The sequence below is a fragment of the Buchnera aphidicola (Cinara kochiana kochiana) genome (assembly GCF_900698905.1).
GTDB classification, from domain to species: domain Bacteria; phylum Pseudomonadota; class Gammaproteobacteria; order Enterobacterales; family Enterobacteriaceae; genus Buchnera_F; species Buchnera_F aphidicola_W.
The window spans coordinates 1-17,225 of sequence record NZ_LR217707.1 but is presented as its reverse complement, the minus strand read 5'-3'; the positions used below and the strand labels follow the sequence as shown (position 1 = coordinate 17,225).

At 23.1% G+C, this 17,225-nt stretch carries 14 protein-coding genes and 1 tRNA gene; 5 read left to right on the top strand and 10 right to left on the bottom strand.

The features are described from left to right. Window positions 1-465 precede the first annotated feature (465 nt). The gene (rpoH, locus tag BUCIKOCA2762_RS00075; RefSeq protein WP_154028229.1) at window positions 466-1,341 is read right to left on the bottom strand and encodes an RNA polymerase sigma factor RpoH; all 876 of its coding nucleotides are present in this window, start codon (window positions 1,339-1,341) and stop codon (window positions 466-468) included. A gap of 71 nt (window positions 1,342-1,412) precedes the next feature. Further along, entirely contained in the window at window positions 1,413-2,270 is an 858-nt protein-coding gene (ftsY, locus tag BUCIKOCA2762_RS00070; protein WP_269471965.1) for a signal recognition particle-docking protein FtsY, read from the bottom strand. A 263-nt stretch (window positions 2,271-2,533) separates the two neighbouring features. Here ftsY and rsmD point away from each other — a divergent pair, with 263 nt between their 5' ends. Next, entirely contained in the window at window positions 2,534-3,109 is a 576-nt protein-coding gene (gene rsmD / locus BUCIKOCA2762_RS00065) for a 16S rRNA (guanine(966)-N(2))-methyltransferase RsmD (protein WP_154028225.1), read from the top strand. Window positions 3,110-3,349: 240 nt separating this feature from the next. After that, window positions 3,350-4,102 carry a DNA replication protein DnaC gene (gene dnaC / locus BUCIKOCA2762_RS00060; RefSeq protein WP_154028223.1) on the top strand — a complete coding sequence of 251 codons (753 nt, stop codon included), beginning with the start codon at window positions 3,350-3,352 and terminating at the stop codon, window positions 4,100-4,102. A gap of 29 nt (window positions 4,103-4,131) precedes the next feature. On the opposite strand, the gene efp is transcribed toward dnaC, so the two are convergent. The 3 genes from efp to BUCIKOCA2762_RS00045 all read right to left on the bottom strand — a co-directional run bounded on the left by efp (window position 4,132) and on the right by BUCIKOCA2762_RS00045 (window position 6,845). Beyond that, a complete protein-coding gene (gene efp, locus BUCIKOCA2762_RS00055; RefSeq protein ID WP_172598345.1) occupies window positions 4,132-4,701 on the bottom strand; it encodes an elongation factor P in 570 nt (189 codons plus the stop codon). Between the two features lie 149 nt (window positions 4,702-4,850). Further along, window positions 4,851-6,503, bottom strand: a complete 1,653-nt coding sequence (groL, locus tag BUCIKOCA2762_RS00050) for a chaperonin GroEL (RefSeq protein WP_154028219.1) — start codon at window positions 6,501-6,503, stop codon at window positions 4,851-4,853. A 48-nt stretch (window positions 6,504-6,551) separates the two neighbouring features. Further along, on the bottom strand, window positions 6,552-6,845 hold the full coding sequence (locus BUCIKOCA2762_RS00045) for a co-chaperone GroES (protein ID WP_154028216.1): 294 nt from the start codon (window positions 6,843-6,845) through the stop codon (window positions 6,552-6,554). A gap of 379 nt (window positions 6,846-7,224) precedes the next feature. Between BUCIKOCA2762_RS00045 and BUCIKOCA2762_RS00040 the strand changes: the two genes are divergently transcribed. Continuing rightward, a tRNA-Phe gene (locus tag BUCIKOCA2762_RS00040) sits at window positions 7,225-7,297 on the top strand. A 38-nt stretch (window positions 7,298-7,335) separates the two neighbouring features. Here the strand turns inward: BUCIKOCA2762_RS00040 and mnmE are convergent. From mnmE to rpmH, 4 genes are all read right to left on the bottom strand, one after another. After that, the gene (mnmE, locus tag BUCIKOCA2762_RS00035; RefSeq protein WP_154028214.1) at window positions 7,336-8,691 is read right to left on the bottom strand and encodes a tRNA uridine-5-carboxymethylaminomethyl(34) synthesis GTPase MnmE; all 1,356 of its coding nucleotides are present in this window, start codon (window positions 8,689-8,691) and stop codon (window positions 7,336-7,338) included. 91 nt (window positions 8,692-8,782) lie between these two features. Next, entirely contained in the window at window positions 8,783-10,156 is a 1,374-nt protein-coding gene (gene yidC, locus BUCIKOCA2762_RS00030; protein WP_154028212.1) for a membrane protein insertase YidC, read from the bottom strand. A 64-nt stretch (window positions 10,157-10,220) separates the two neighbouring features. Next, a complete protein-coding gene (gene rnpA, locus BUCIKOCA2762_RS00025; RefSeq protein ID WP_232036824.1) occupies window positions 10,221-10,607 on the bottom strand; it encodes a ribonuclease P protein component in 387 nt (128 codons plus the stop codon). Between the two features lie 9 nt (window positions 10,608-10,616). After that, window positions 10,617-10,751 carry a 50S ribosomal protein L34 gene (rpmH, locus tag BUCIKOCA2762_RS00020; protein ID WP_154028210.1) on the bottom strand — a complete coding sequence of 45 codons (135 nt, stop codon included), beginning with the start codon at window positions 10,749-10,751 and terminating at the stop codon, window positions 10,617-10,619. Between the two features lie 836 nt (window positions 10,752-11,587). On the opposite strand from rpmH, the gene dnaN reads away from it, so the two are divergent. Next, entirely contained in the window at window positions 11,588-12,694 is a 1,107-nt protein-coding gene (gene dnaN, locus BUCIKOCA2762_RS00015) for a DNA polymerase III subunit beta (RefSeq protein WP_154028208.1), read from the top strand. A 73-nt stretch (window positions 12,695-12,767) separates the two neighbouring features. After that, entirely contained in the window at window positions 12,768-15,179 is a 2,412-nt protein-coding gene (gene gyrB, locus BUCIKOCA2762_RS00010) for a DNA topoisomerase (ATP-hydrolyzing) subunit B (RefSeq protein WP_154028206.1), read from the top strand. A 121-nt stretch (window positions 15,180-15,300) separates the two neighbouring features. On the opposite strand, the gene mnmG is transcribed toward gyrB, so the two are convergent. Then, window positions 15,301-17,193: a tRNA uridine-5-carboxymethylaminomethyl(34) synthesis enzyme MnmG gene (gene mnmG / locus BUCIKOCA2762_RS00005; RefSeq protein WP_154028204.1), complete on the bottom strand. Its 1,893-nt coding sequence runs from the start codon at window positions 17,191-17,193 to the stop codon at window positions 15,301-15,303. Between the last annotated feature and the right edge of the window lie 32 nt (window positions 17,194-17,225).

Sequence of the window (17,225 nt, the reverse complement as noted above, 5' to 3'; positions counted from 1 at the left end):
TTTAAAAATAAAAATTAATGATGATAATCGTCAAGCATAATTATTATCATTTATGAGATAAATTAATAAATTAAAATGATATATACAATTTAATTAAATAAATACATTTAATATATCAGAAAAATTAATTTAATTATATATAAAATATATAATTCATCTCATACACAACATGCAAATATAAATAAAATTTATCTAAGAATTTATTTTTATTTATACAAATGAATAATAATATTATTTTTTATTTATCACAAATTTAAAAAATAAATTGCTATATTTAAGAAAAATATTAATGTCATTAAATAACTATTTAATTTAATTTAGATATAAAAGATAACATAAATATATTTAAAATAATGCTAGCTAATTTTTAGACATAAAATTAAAAAAATTATATTTTAATAAAAAATAATTTTTAAAAATCAATAATTAAATAATTAAATAATTAATAAAAAATTTATAAAATTATTATGCTTCAATTGCTATTTTTAATTTTTTCATAGCATTTTTTTCTAATTGCCTTACTCGTTCTGCTGAAATACCGTAATCTCGAGCAATTGCTTGTAAAGTAATTTTAGAATTATCTTGATCTAACCAACGTCTCTTAATAATTTGTTGACTTCGCTCGTCTAATACTAGTAACGCATTACTTAATTTATTAGTGGCATGTGATGCCCAATCATCTTGTTCTATCTGTACTGCAAAATTTGACTTTTTGTCTTCTAAAAAAAAAGATGCTCGTATATTACTTATAGTATATTCAGATTGAGAATCTGGCGCCGTAATATCTAATGTAATATCCTGAGCTGACATTCGAGCTTCCATTTCTGTTACTTCCTGCTGACTAACTCCTAACTCACGTGCTACAATATCTATTTCATGACGATTAAACCAACCTAATCGTTTTTTTGATTTTCTTAAATTAAAAAATAATTTTCGCTGAGCTTTAGTTGTTGCAACTTTTACTATACGCCAATTTTTCAAAACATACTCATGAATTTCAGATTTTATCCAATGTACAGCAAAAGAAATTAAGCGAACATTAATATTAGGATTAAATCGTCTAATCGCTTTCATTAATCCAATATTTCCTTCTTGAACTAAATCTGCTTGAGGTAAACCATACCCTGAATAATTTCTTGCAACAAGAATGACAAAACGTAAATTAGATAAAATTAATAATTTTGCTGACTCTATATCGCTATAAAAATATATTTTATTTGCAAGAAATCTTTCTTTTTTTGGTGATAAAATAGAAAAAGAATTTGCCATCCGAATATATGCGTCTAAACTACCAATATTAAAAAAATTAACTGGATTAATTTGATTTTTTATTTTTTTCATTTTATCCCAAAATTAAAATATGTACTATTTATTCTTATAAATTTATCAATTAGTAAATTACTAATTATAGTCTATAACTTAATATTAAAAAAACCATCAATAAACTTTTTTTGATTAAATAATTGCAAATCTTTTATTTTTTCTCCTACACCAATATAACGAACAGGGATCATTAATTCGTTAACAATAGAAAAAATTATACCCCCTTTAGCTGTTCCATCTAATTTAGTTACAATAGATCCAGTAATCTTTATATGAGAAGAAAAAATTTTAGCTTGTTGTATAGAATTTTGACCAATTCCTGCATCTAATATTAAAAAAATTTCCTGAGGCGCAATAGGTAAACATTTTTTAATTACTCGATTAATTTTTTGTAATTCTTGAATTAAATGATTTTTATTATGTAAACGACCCGCTGTATCAATAATTAAAATTTTTTTTTCTTGTTTTATTGCTAAATTAACTGCATCAAATACTACTGAAGCAGAATCGGATCCTATTGGCTTTGAAAATACCGGAATATCATACGTTAATCCCAATTCTACTAATTGATCTACAGCAGCAGATCGAAATGTATCCCCTGCAGCCAAAAGCACTGAATGACCAAGTTGTTTATAAAAATATGCTAATTTCACAGCAGTAGTAGTTTTACCTACACCATTTACTCCAACAATAAGAATAACAAACGGAATTTCTTCAAAACAACAATACTCAAATTTTTGTGAAGTTGTTAACATCTTTAATAATAGAGTTTTAAAATATATAATAGCTACTTTAGTATCCGAAATATTCTTTTTAAGAATATTTTTTTTAAACGTATATAAAATCTTTTCAGTAGCAACAACTCCAAAATCAGATAATAATAATAAATTTTTTAATTCTTTAAAAATATGTTTATCAATTGTTTTATTGGAAAAAATACTATTAATTTTATTAATAAAAAAATTTTTTGCAATATTCGCGTAATTACTTAAAAAAGAAAAAACTGGTTTTTTAGAAGTATTTTTCGTAGATTTAGATAAAACATTTGTATTATCATTTTTAATGATATCAATTTTTTTTTTATTTTTAGAAAAAAAATTTAATGCAGAAAAAAAATTTTTTTTTTATTAAACATATAAAACCTCGAGTTTTTACTATATTATGTTTTATAATATTTTATATACTAAAATTCCATAATCAATTTATAAACATGAAAACTAAAAAGAATAAACGAAAAAAAATTCGTGTTACTGGAGGATTTTTAAAAAATCGAATATTACATTCAGTAACTAAAACAAATGTACGACCCACTAGAAATTGTGTTAAACAAGTATTATTTAATTGGTTACAAAATTATATAAAAGATTCTATATGTTTAGATTGTTTTTCAGGTAGCGGAAATTTGAGTATAGAATCAGTATCTCGATTAGCACAATCAGTAATAGCATTAGAAAAAAATTATATTTTGGTGAACAAATTAATAAAAACAATACAAATTTTTTCAATTAATAATATATCCGTTATTCACGTAAATACAATAAAATGGTTAAGAAAAAACGGTAAACCGTTTGATATTATATATTTAGATCCACCGTTTAATAATAAGTTATTGCTCAATATATCCATAAAATATTTAGAACAATATAATTGGACTCATAATAATTCAATTATATATATTGAGCATATTGATGATAATATATATATACCTGATAATTGGAAATTAATTAAAAAAAAAAATATTGGAATTGTATCGCTTTCATTATTTTATAAATCAATATTAATATAAAATAAGTATTGTTTAAAAAAAATATTAATATATATATTTTAATACAAATTAAATAAATTTATTTATTATATAAACTATAATAAATCTATTGTACACAATCTATAAATGTTTGCAATATATCTACATATTTTTATTTTTTATATTTATAGTTAAAAATTGTTAATTATAAATACATACAAATAAAGATGCACAAACAACTTTAATATAATTTTTATAAATATTTTATCAATAAAAATAATTATGAAAAAAAAACAATACAAAATAACTGATTTTTTAACAAAATTAAAAAAAATAATGCCGGCATATATACAACCAAAATTTTATAACGATAAAGAACTACTTATATGGAATCAAGAACAAGGAAAGAAATATTCTGAATCTATTATACGTAAAAACAAAGTCATGAAAATAAAAAGAACATTAGGTCGATCAGGAATAAAAGAATTATATGTAAATTGTTCTTTTAATAACTACCATATTAATCATGAAGGACATAGAAAAGTTCTTTATGCAGCACGTAAATATGCAGAAAATTTTAAAAATAATATTGCAAGTTTTATATTTTCAGGACGACCGGGAACTGGAAAAAATCACTTAGCTTCAGCTATTGGTAATTATTTGATTTTACAAGGATATAATATATTAATAATTACAGTAGCAGACTTAATGTCTACTATAAAAAGTACTTTTAATCGATCATTGACAAAAATAACTGAAGAAAAATTATTACAAAATTTAAGTACAGTAGATTTACTTATAATTGATGAAATTGGTATGCAAATAGAATCTAGATACGAAAAAATGATCATTAATCAAGTCATAGATAGACGTTCTTCATCAAAAAAATCTACTGGAATGTTATCTAATTTAAATCATCAACAACTAAAAAATTTATTAGGAGAACGAGTAGTTGATAGAATGTGCTTGGGTAATAGCTTATGGTTGACATTTGAATGGGAAAGTTATCGTAAAAATATACACGGCAATAAATAAATATTAAAAATATTGATAATATATTTTAATCAACTAGTCACGCGAGAAATATATTTTCCGTTACGTGTATCTATTTTAATAGTATCTCCTTTTTTAATAAATAAAGGTACACGTACAATAGCTCCAGTCTCTACAGTCACCAATTTAGTGGATGAATTAATGGTGTCGCCTTTCACTACAATATCTGTCTCTTGTACTTGTAAATGTACAAAATTATCTATATGAACAGCAATAGGTGAATTATTCCATAAAGTAATTCTACATTTAGATAAATTTGTTAACCATTTTTCGGAACTAAATAAAAATTTATGTGATACATGAATATGTTCAAAATTTTCTTGATTCATAAATACCCAAACAGATTGATTAGTATATAAATATACTGCATTAATTTCTATAACATTTGTTGAATAAAAAATATCAGTCGCTTTAACAGTTTTATTTAACAATTTTCCTGTTAAAAGTTGCTTTAATTTAATCCTAACAAAAGCTTGTCCTTTGCCTGGTTTAATAAATTCACTAAATTGAATTTCACACGGATCGTTATTTAATAAAATTTTTACTCCTGCTTTTAAAGAGTTACCGCTATAAGCTGTCATAATATATATCTCAACAATAAATATAATCCCTTGTTCTCACATAGTTATCATTCTAGAGAACAAGGAGACTATTAATCTATCAAAAGTAACATAATTTATTATTTCTATAATAGTAATATTTTATTTTAAATAAAATTAAAAAATAACAACTACATCATGCCACCCATTCCACCACCCATTCCGCCGCCTGGAGGAGTGCTTAAATCAGAGGAAGATTTTTCATCTTTGGGAAGATCTGTTACCATACATTCTGTAGTAATCATTAATCCTGCAACAGACGCTGCATACTGTAATGCAGATCGAGTAACTTTAGTAGGATCTAAAATTCCAAAAGATATCATATCTCCATATTCATCAGTAGCCGCATTATAACCATAATTACCATGTCCATCTTTTACATTATTAGTTACTACAGACGGTTCTTCGCCAGAATTTGCAACAATTTGGCGTAAAGGAGCTTCCATAGCACGTAATGCTACTCGTATTCCAACATTTTGATCTTCATTTTGACCATTAATACGAGAAATTGTTTCTGCTACTCGAACTAATGCTACTCCTCCGCCTGGTACTACTCCTTCTTCTACCGCAGCTCTTGTTGCATGTAATGCGTCTTCAACACGAGCTTTTTTTTCTTTCATTTCAACTTCGGTAGCTGCTCCTACTTTTAATACTGCTACACCACCAGATAATTTAGCTAAACGTTCATTTAACTTTTCTTTATCATAATCAGAAGTTGCTTCATTAATTTCTTGTCTAATTTGATTAATACGACCTTTAATATTATTCTTGTTACCATTACCGCCAATAATAGTAGTTGCATCTTTACTAATAACTACACGTTTTGCTTGACCTAAATCTTCTAAAGAAGATTTTTCTAATTCCATAGCTAATTCTTCGGATATAACAGAACCACCTGTAAGAATAGAAATATCTTGTAACATTGCTTTACGACGATCACCAAAACCAGGTGCTTTGACTGCTGATACTTTAACAATACCTCTCATAGAGTTTACAACTAAAGTTGCTAATGCTTCACCTTCTAAATCTTCTGCGATAATTAATAATGGTTTACTTGATTTAGCCACTGACTCCAAAATTGGTAACAATTCACGAATATTAGATATTTTTTTATCTGCCATTAATATATACGGATTATCTAATTCTACTAATCCAGTATCTGGTTTATTGATAAAATATGGAGATAAATATCCTCTATCAAATTGCATACCTTTTACTACTTCTAATTCATTTTGTAAGCCTGTACCTTCTTCAACCGTAATAACTCCATCATTTCCTACTTTTTCCATTGCTTCAGCTATTAAGCTACCTACTTTTTCATCTGCATTAGCAGAAATAGTACCTACTTGTGTAATTGCTTTTGAATCTGCACAAGGAACTGATATTTTTTTTAATTCATCAACAGCATGAATAACAGCTTTATCAATTCCACGTTTTAAATCCATAGGATTCATACCAGCAGCTACTGCTTTTAAACCCTCATTTACTATAGATTGTGCTAATAAAGTTGCTGTCGTGGTTCCATCACCCGCTGCATCATTTGCCTTTGATGCAACTTCTTTAACCATTTGAGCGCCCATATTTTCAAATTTATCTTCTAATTCAATTTCTCGTGCTACTGATACACCATCTTTTGTGATACTTGGAGGTCCAAAAGATTTATCTAAGACAACATTTCTTCCTTTAGGACCTAATGTTACCTTCACCGCATCAGCTAAAACATTAACTCCGCGAAGCATTTTAATTCGAGCTTCATTACCAAATTTTACATCTTTTGCTGCCATTTGAAATGTCCTCAAAATTTAAAATTATTAGTTTGTTAATTAATTATATTATTCTTCTACAATTGCAAGAATATCACTTTCAGTAAGAATTAAAACTTCTTCATTATTAATGTTTTCAGTTTTTGCTCCATAACCTTCATTAAATATAATGACATCACCAACTTTAACATCTAATTTTTTAATATTACCATTATCTAAAATTCGACCTTTTCCTACCGCAATTACTACTCCGCGAGTAGATTTTCCAGCTGCAGATCCAGTTAATACAATACCACCAGCAGATTTTAATTCGGCTTCATTACGTTTAATAATTACCCTATCATGCAATGGACGAAGTTTCATATTTTAATCCTCTTTAATAAATAAAATACATTTTTACAAAAATAACGTAACTGTCAGTATTTTTTTAATGTACTCTTATATATAAAGAATATATGGATCTCAATAAAGAATTTCAAGGGGTTTATTTAAATTTTTATTTAATTATTATTTTTATTAAATTTAATAAATAACGATAAAAATCAATTTTTATCTATTAAAATAATTATAAAATAATCATAAATATTTGTAAATATTTTTAAATATATTCGAGTATTTTAAAGAAATTAAATATACAAATTGTTGAATACACAAATATTAGTAATATTTTATAAATAAATAAAAATTTTTATTTAATAAAATCATTGACAAAATAAATATTTTGATGTTTAATAATTTTAATGCCCGAATAGCTCAGTTGGTAGAGCAGGGGACTGAAAATCCCCGTGTCGGTGGTTCAATTCCGCCTTCGGGCAAATTATTTTGGTAAAATTAATATTTTATAAAAAATATTTTATTTGCCAATACAAAACTCAGAAAAAATTTTATTTAACAAATCATCATTACTAAATTTTCCTGTGATTATAGATAAACTTTGCATTGCTAAACGTATATTATCAGATAACAATTCAATATTTTCATTTTCTAACCAATCCGTTTTACCAATCATTAAATATTTTAACGCCTTTTCTAATCCTTCTATATGTCTACGTCGTGCTAAAAAAATACCTTCAGTATTATTTGAAATACTAGATATCTTTTTAAGTCTATTATGGAGTAAATTTACCCCCCGTCTATTTTTTACTGACAAATAAAAACACAAAAATTTTTCATATATAATTTTTACTTGCGGTATTTGATCAACAAGATCTATTTTGTTAAAAATAAATGTAATATTTTGATTTTTCTGTAAATTATGTATACTATTCAATATCATTTGATTATTAACATGACTATCATGAGTAATATCTAATACAAACAAAATATGATCAGAACAGTAAATATTCTTTTTTGCTAACTTTATACCTATTTTTTCAATAACATCGTTACTTGCACGTAATCCTGCAGTATCTAATAATTCACAAGATATACCGTTTATATATATATTATTATGTAATACATCACGGGTAGTTCCTGGAATATTAGTAACAATTGAAATTTTTTGATTAGACAAATAATTAAATAAACTTGATTTACCAACATTAGGCGGTCCAGCTATAACTATTTTTATACCTTTTTGTAATACATGATTTTTTTGTGCAACACATATTAAATTTTTTAGTAACTGAATTATTTTGAATAAATTATCTGTTACATTAAATTCATGACTTATTTCATCAGGAAAATTAATAATAGCTTCTATTCTAGAATACAAAGATTTTAATTGATTAATAACAACATATATTTTTTTTGAAAAAACACCTGATAAAGAACGCAACGCAGATTTCACTGCAAGTTTAGATTGTGCGCTGATTATATCACTAATTGCTTCTGCTTGAATTAAATCTATTTTTTTATTTAAAAAAGCTCTTTCTGTAAATTCTCCTGGACGAGCAATACGAACATTTTTAACCAATAATATATTTTCTATTAATAAATCTAACAAAACAGGATTTCCGTGACCATGAAACTCTAATATATCTTCACCTGTAAATGATCGAGGAGCAGAAAAAAATAAAGCAATACCATAATCAATGATGTTACCATTAATATCTAAAAAAGATGTATAATGAGCAAATCGTTCTTTCATGGAAATATTTAAAAATTTTTTTATTATTATTGCAACAGAAGATCCAGAAATTCGTATAATTCCAATACCTGATTGACCAACAGCTGTTGCAGGAGCTACAATAGTTTCATAAAAAATCATATTTTATTTTTATTCCAAATATATAAAATATTTTTATTAATATAAATAACATTTATATTAATAAATAATTATTTAATTTAATTAAAAAATATTATTTATTTTTAACAAAATTACGGCGTATTATCCATTGCTGCAAATAAGTAAAGATATTACTAGTTAAATAATATAATGCTAAACCAGAAGGTAACCAAATAAAAAAACCAGTATATAAAACAGGAAGAATACATAAAAAATTTTTTTGTTTAAAAATATTTTTAAAATTTAATTCATTAAATTGTGTAAATAAAACACTTATACTAATACACATAGGTAAAATATAATATGGATCATAACTAGATAAATCACGAATCCAAAAAATAAAAGGTGCGTGATGTAATTCAATTGAAGAAGCTAACACATAATAAAAAGCTAAAAATATAGGAGCTTGTAAAATTGCAGATAATAAATTAATTAATGGATTAATTTGTTTAGATTGATACAATAAAAAAATTTTTTTATTTATAGTATTTACATCATCATGTAATTGATGTTTTATTTGCTTTATTTCAGGTTTTAGTAATTTTATTTTTAAAATAGATACGTATTGTAATTTTGTTATCGGATATGTAACTATTTTTAATAAAATAGTTACTAAAATAATAGAAACACCCCAATTATTTAGTAATTTATAAAAAAAATTTAACAAATAAAATAATGGATAAATAAATATATATAACCAACTACGTTTTACATTAATTTTTAAATTTTTAAAAATTTTTAATATTTTGTTTTGTATTACAGATCCTATTCGTTTATTAAAATAAGTTTTAAAAAAATTATTAAAACTAAATTTTTGATAATTTTTATGATAAATTAAAAAAAAATTATTTTTTTTAACAGATATCAAAATATTAAATATATTATAATGTACATAATTGTATATAATATAATTAATTTGATTCTTAATACAATCGTATATATTGAAGTGATATAAATTTTTTATTATAGAAATTATCTTTAAATAAAAAATATTGCTATTTAGTTTTTTTTTTGTAAAAACGTTAATTATTTTAAAATTAAGTAATTTTTTATATAATTTTAATTTTGAAAAATATATAAATTTTTTAATATTTTGTATATCATGATATTGATTATTAATAATCTTATTTATAAAGTTGTAAGTAGTTTTTTTTTTATTTTGTAAAATAGTTAATAAAGATGATATCTTGACATATCTATAATATTGTAAGATATTAATATATTTATTATTTCTGTTTAATAACTTAATATTTAATGATAAAAAATTATTTTGTGTATCAGTGAACTGATTGTTATAATTATCATTAATATTAGAAATATTATGTATAAAATTATTTACCTTTAAATTATTTTGATTTATAGAAAAATGTGTATTCCAAAAGTTCCATATTAAAAAAGAGAATAAAACACAAGATATTATAAAGAAAATACGTTTAAAATATATCATAAAATTGTCTCATCAAATAAAACTAAAAAATAAAATATCATGAATTCACAGTACATAAATTTATTTATACTTTATTTATATTTAAAAAATTATTTTTATTATTATAACACCATAATTTTTGCAAAAAACGTAATATATTACTATTACTTAGCAAATGTGTGTTTTTTTTTACAATAATAATAAAATCCATTAATAATAAGTTGTGTTGAATTAAACGAAAACTTTCTCTAATTAAACGTTTAATCCTATTACGATCATGTGCATACATAATATTTTTTTTAGCAATAGAAATACCTAATCTTGGGAATTTTAAATAATTTAAACATCTTAACATAATAAATGACTTGATATCAATTTTATAATTTTTATTATACACACATTGAAATTGATTATTAGATAATAACCGTAATTTTTTACTAAAAAAAAATTGAGAGATATTACGTGATTTCATAAAAAATTTTTATACACATAAAATGGAACGTGACTTTGAACGTCTATGCGATAGTATATTCCTACCACCTTTAGAAGACATACGGGCACGAAAACCATGAGTACGATTACGTTTAATGACAGATGGTTGGAAAGTACGTTTCATAAATTTTTTCCTATTATAAAGTTAAAAATATATTTTAGTTAATTAGATTAACAGTTACAAAAGATAATTAAAATTAAAATCATCACTAATAAAATTTACTATATAGATATATCTATTAAAATATAAAAATTCAATTATCTTGTATATCCCTAACCATATTGTAATAAAATAAATAAAAAAAACTATAAAAAATTTTCAAAAAGTAATATACAAATTATATAATTACAAAATACTTTTAAATATAATAGATATATTAAATAAAAAAAATTAAAAATAAAATCATTTTTTAATAATAATATTTATCGAAAATATTAATTTCATAATTTAATTAAAGACAAATCAAATCAATCAGCTTACTATTTATTGTATGAATTTATTGAAAATTTAAAAAATTTTAATAAAAATATGATACCTTCAATATAAAACAATTTTATTAAGAATCTTAAAAATTATTAGTAATTCTCTTAATATATCATTAACACGTCATGTTTAATTATTTTCTTAAAAAATATATATAACAAGAATTACCATATATATTTTAAGCATTATTTAAAAAAATAAAAAATTATATTAATAAAAACTGTTATTCTGATTATATTAATAGAATTGGCAAAAATTCAAAATGTTTTTTAAAAAAATAAAAACATATTTTTTTAAAAAATTCAAGACATAAAAATAATAAAATAATATTTTTATATTAATAATCCAAAAAAGTTTTTATATTTTTTTGATATAAAAATATCCGAGATAATTTTAAAAAATAGATCTAAATTTATTATAAAATCAAGATAATTTATTATAACATCAATAAAAATAACTAACTAAATTTATAAAATATGGAATTCAAAATTAAAAAAAATGATTTTTTAAAATCTTTTAAAAAAATCAATAAAATTATTACAAAAAATACAATATTTCCAATATTAGAAAATATAATTCTAAAAATTAACCAAAATATACTTAAATTAACTAGCTCTACATTAGAAATAGAATTAAATACATATATAGATAAAAAATATTTCACTTATTATACAGGAGGCTGTATTACAGTTTCTGGAAAAAAAATATTTAATATCTGTCGTAATACAAAAGACAATACAGAATTACATTTTCAATTAATTAATGAAAAAATACACATTAAAATATCTAATAGTTTATTTAAAATAAATACAATTTCATGTAATAGTTTTCCAATATTTAAGACAGTTACAAATAAAGAAATATTCCTTATATCACAATTAGTGTTAAAAGAAACAATATTGTTAACATATTTTTCTATAGCTAATAATGATATTCGAAATACTTTAAATGGAATGTTATTAGAATATAAAAATAATTATCTATATGGAGTTACTACAGACGGACATAGATTATCTATGTATAAAACTCATTTAAATTTAAATATATCTTATTTTTCTGTAATCATTAATAAAAAATCTATTTTAGAATTATATAGATTATTAATCTATACAACAGATACAGTAAGAATTACTATTCATCATCATTATATATCATTTCAAATTAACGAAATACTAATGATTACTAAATTAATAAATGGTAATTTTCCAAATTATAATGATGTTATTTTGAATAAATACACATATTGTATTTTAGTTTCAGTAGAAAAATTAAAAGAATCATTATTAAAAACATCAATTTTATGCAATACTACTTTTAAAGGTGTTTGTTTAAATTTTTCAAAAAATTTATTAACAATAACGTCAAATAATCAAGAAGATGAGGAATCATGTGATTCTTTTTTTATTGATTACAATTACCCAAATATTTCATTTTCTGTGAATGTTTTCTATTTACTTGATGTCCTTAATGTATTGAAAAGTAATAAAATTAATATTATTTTTAATATGCCGATTTCAAGTATACAAATTCAATCAAATATACAAAAAGAAATAAAATACATAATTATGCCTTTAAAAATATAAATTTATTTAAATAATTTAATTTTTTGTACAAAATTCTATATACTAAATATCACTGATTAAAACAGGACAATACATGTCAAATTTATATACTTCTTCCAATATAAAAATATTAAAAGGATTAGATGCAGTTAGAAAACGACCAGGTATGTATATCGGTGATACTGATGATGGTACTGGATTACATCATATGGTTTTCGAAGTAGTAGACAACTCTATAGATGAAGCCTTAGCTGGATATTGCAACTTAATTGAAGTAACTATTCATACTGATAATTCTGTGTCTGTACGAGATAACGGAAGGGGAATACCGATTGATATTCACCCAGAAGTAGGTGTATCAGCTGCTGAAGTTATTATGACTGTATTACATGCAGGTGGAAAATTTGATGAAAATTCATATAAAGTATCTGGCGGTTTACATGGTGTAGGTATTTCTGTAGTAAACGCATTATCAGAAAAATTAGATTTATGTATCTATCGTGATAAAAAAAAATATCAGCAACAATATTTTTGTGGAAATCCTCAAAAATCATTATCATATTCAGGAAAAACAAAGAGAAAAGGAACAAAAATTCGTTTTTGGCCAAATAAAAATATTTTCACTAATCATAATATTTTTCAATGCGAAATCTTAGAAAAAAGATTACAAGAGCTATCATTTTTAAATAATAATGTAAAAATTAAATTAAAAGATCTAAAAAATAAAAAAAAATTTCAATATTTTCATAAAGGAGGTATTAAATCATTTATAAAATATATTAATAAAAATAAACAACCAATACATAATAAAATTTTTATATTTCAAAAACAAAAAAAATCTATTGAAGTAAATATAGCTATGCAGTGGAATACCACATTTCAAGAAAAAATATTGTGTTTTACTAATAATGTACCACAACAAGACGGAGGTAGTCATTTATCCGGATTTCGTGCAGCTCTAACACGTACTTTAAATTATTTTTCTGATAAAGAAAAATTACATAAAAAAAATAAAATTACTGTTACTGGTGAAGATACAAGAGAAGGATTAACGGCATTAATTTCAATTAAAATGTTTAATCCAAAATTTTCTTCCCAAACAAAAGAAAAATTAGTATCTTCAGAAGTAAAATCAGTTGTTGAAACACTATTAAATGAACATTTGATGAATTTTTTATTAGAAAACCCAAAAGATGCTAAAATAATTGTAAACAAAATTACACAATCCGCACGATCTAGAGAAGCAGCAAGAAAAGCTCGTGAAATTACACGTAAAAAAGGATTATTAGAGGTTACTAACCTACCAGGTAAATTATCTGACTGTCAAGAAAAAGATCCTGTTTTTTCAGAAATTTACTTAGTAGAAGGTGACTCAGCTGGAGGATCAGCTAAACAAGGAAGAAACAGAAAAAATCAAGCAGTATTGCCATTAAAAGGCAAAATATTAAATATAGAAAAAGCTCGATTTGAAAAAATAATAACTTCTCCTGAATTAATTACATTAATTACAGCTTTAGGTTGTGGTTTTGGCAAAGAAGAATATAATTTTAAAAAATTAAGATATCATTATATCATAATTATGACGGATGCGGATGTAGATGGTTTACATATTAGAACATTATTATTAACATTTTTTTTTCGACAAATGCCGGAATTGATAGAAAAAGGACATATATATATTGCACAACCACCATTGTATAGAATTAAACAAGGAAAAAAAGAAACATATATAATGAATTCAAAAAAATTATATAAATATCAATACAAAGTTGTTAAAAAAAATAGTTATATACAGTATATAGAAAAAAAAAATAATAAAAAAATTAATAAAAAATTTTCTATTGTTATGGATAAATATCAAAAACTTAAAAAAAAATATTTTTCTATTGATACAAAAATACCAATATTTTTATACAAAACAATACTTTATATTTTCCCTTTACAAAATTTAAAAAATAAAAAAAATGTTAAAGAATGGATTAAGCAATTAATACAAAATCTACAAAATCAAAAAATTTTATATAAAAAATATATATATTCTTATTGTATTAAAAAAAATAAATCACACTATGAACCAATATTAAATATTAATGATAAAAAAAAATTTTGTTCATATCACTTAAAAAAAAATTTTTTTGTAACATCAAAATACAAGATATTTTTAAAATTTATAAAAAAAATTAATTACATTATTAAAAATAATGCATATATAAAATTTCATAATAAAAAATTTATATTTAAAAATATTGATAATGCAATTGATTTACTAATCAAAGAAACACAAAAATTTATTCATATACAAAGATATAAAGGATTAGGTGAAATGAATCCTGAACAATTATGGACAACTACTATGAATCCTAAAACTCGAAAAATGTTACAAATCACAATGCGAGATGCCAATTTAGCAAATCAATTATTCAGTACATTAATGGGAGATGCGGTAGAACCTAGAAAAAAATTTATACAAAAAAATGCTTTATATGCACAAAATATTGATGTATAAGTAATTTAAATTCCTATAAATAATAAATTTATATTAATTTCGGCAGGACATAAATTTAATAAACCTGCCAAAACTTAATTAAGATAATATTTTTTATAAAAATTTTTATAAAAAATAAATTTTAATATAAAGATTTATTTTTCTTTAAAAAAATAAGCAAAATAGAAATTGCTGTAGGTGTTATTCCCGGAATACGAGAAGCTTGACCAATAGAATAAGGACGATATTCATTTAATTTTGTAACTACTTCGTTAGATAGACCAGTAATACACTTATAATCTTGAATAGAAGATAACTTTATGTATTCATAACGTATATTTTTTCTTGCTTCTTTTTGTTGTCGTTGAATATATCCATAATATTTACTTTGAGTTTCAATTTCTTCAGTAATTATTTTATTTTTTATAAATAATTTTTCAGATATAAAACTATTTACAAAATTAATTAAAATATCATATGTAATATCAGGTCGACGTAAAAAATCAAAAGCACTACAATTTTTTTTTAAAGTAATATTTAAGTTGTTATGTTTAAAAAAATGATTAACTAACTTAGGTGTAATTATAATATTTTTTAATCTTTGACATTCTTGTTTAATTTTATAATTTTTTTTAGAAAACATCACCCATTGTTTTTGGTTAACTAAACCTAGTTCATAACCAATTTTAGTTAAACGATCATCAGCATTATTTTCACGTAATAACAATCGATACTCTGCTCTAGCAGTAAACATACGGTAAGGCTCTAAAGTACCCTTATTACATAAATCGTCAATTAACACACCAATATATGCTTGATCTCGTTTTGGGTACCAAGAAGGTTTTTTCTGAACGAATAAAGCGGCATTTATGCCCGCTAATAATCCTTGAGCACCAGCTTCTTCATAACCAGTAGTTCCGTTAATTTGTCCTGCCAAAAATAATTTTTTAATAATTTTTGATTCCAATGTCATTTTTAAATCTCTAGGATCAAAAAAATCATATTCTACAGCATATCCAGGATGGATGATCTGTGCATGTTCTAGTCCCTTTATAGATTGTACCATTTTTATTTGTACATCCACAGATAAACTAGTAGAAATTCCATTAGGATAAATAATTTCACTATTGATACCTTCAGGTTCTAAAAATATTTGATGACGATTTTTATCAGGAAAACGAACTATTTTGTCTTCAATAGAAGGACAATATCTAGGTCCTATTCCAGTAATAATACCGTTATATAACGGACTATTATATAAATTTTTTTTAATTAATTTATGTGTATTTATATTTGTGTACGTAATATGACAAGGTACTTGTTTAGGATGTTGTAAAATATTTCCAGTAAAAGAAAAACAAGGAGTAGGTTCGTCACCCCATTGTGTTTCTAAATCATTAAAATTAATAGTATTAATATTTAGACGTGGAGGGGTACCTGTTTTTAGTCGTCCAATTCTAAAAGGATATTTTTTTAAATTATTAGCTAATTTTGATGAGTTAAAATCACCTCGTCTACCTCCTGATAATATTTCAGAGCCAATATACATATTTCCATTTAAAAATGTACCAGTTGTTAATATAACAGCAGAACTTTTAAAACAATTACCGTCATGAGTAATAACTCCATATACTTGATTATTTTTAATAATTAAATCAAATACTTCCTTTTCAAGAATAGTTAAATTATTTTGATTATTTAAAAAATATTGTATTTTCTTTTTATATAAAAATCTATCTGTTTGGACGCGCGTAGATTGTACTGCAGATCCTTTTCTGGAATTTAATTTTCTAAATTGAATTCCTGAATAATCAGTTACCCGTGCCATTAAACCACCCATTGCATCAATCTCTTTAACTAATTGACTTTTTCCTAAACCTCCAATAGCTGGATTACAAGATAAAGTGCCAATAGTATCTATATTTTGCGTTAATAATAAAGTTTTTTGCCCCATCCTTGAAGAAGCAGATGCTGCTTCTGTACCTGAATGTCCGCCCCCAATTACAATAATATCAAATTTTTCATAAAAAACCATATTTTTCCCTAAAAATTATTTGTATATATTTG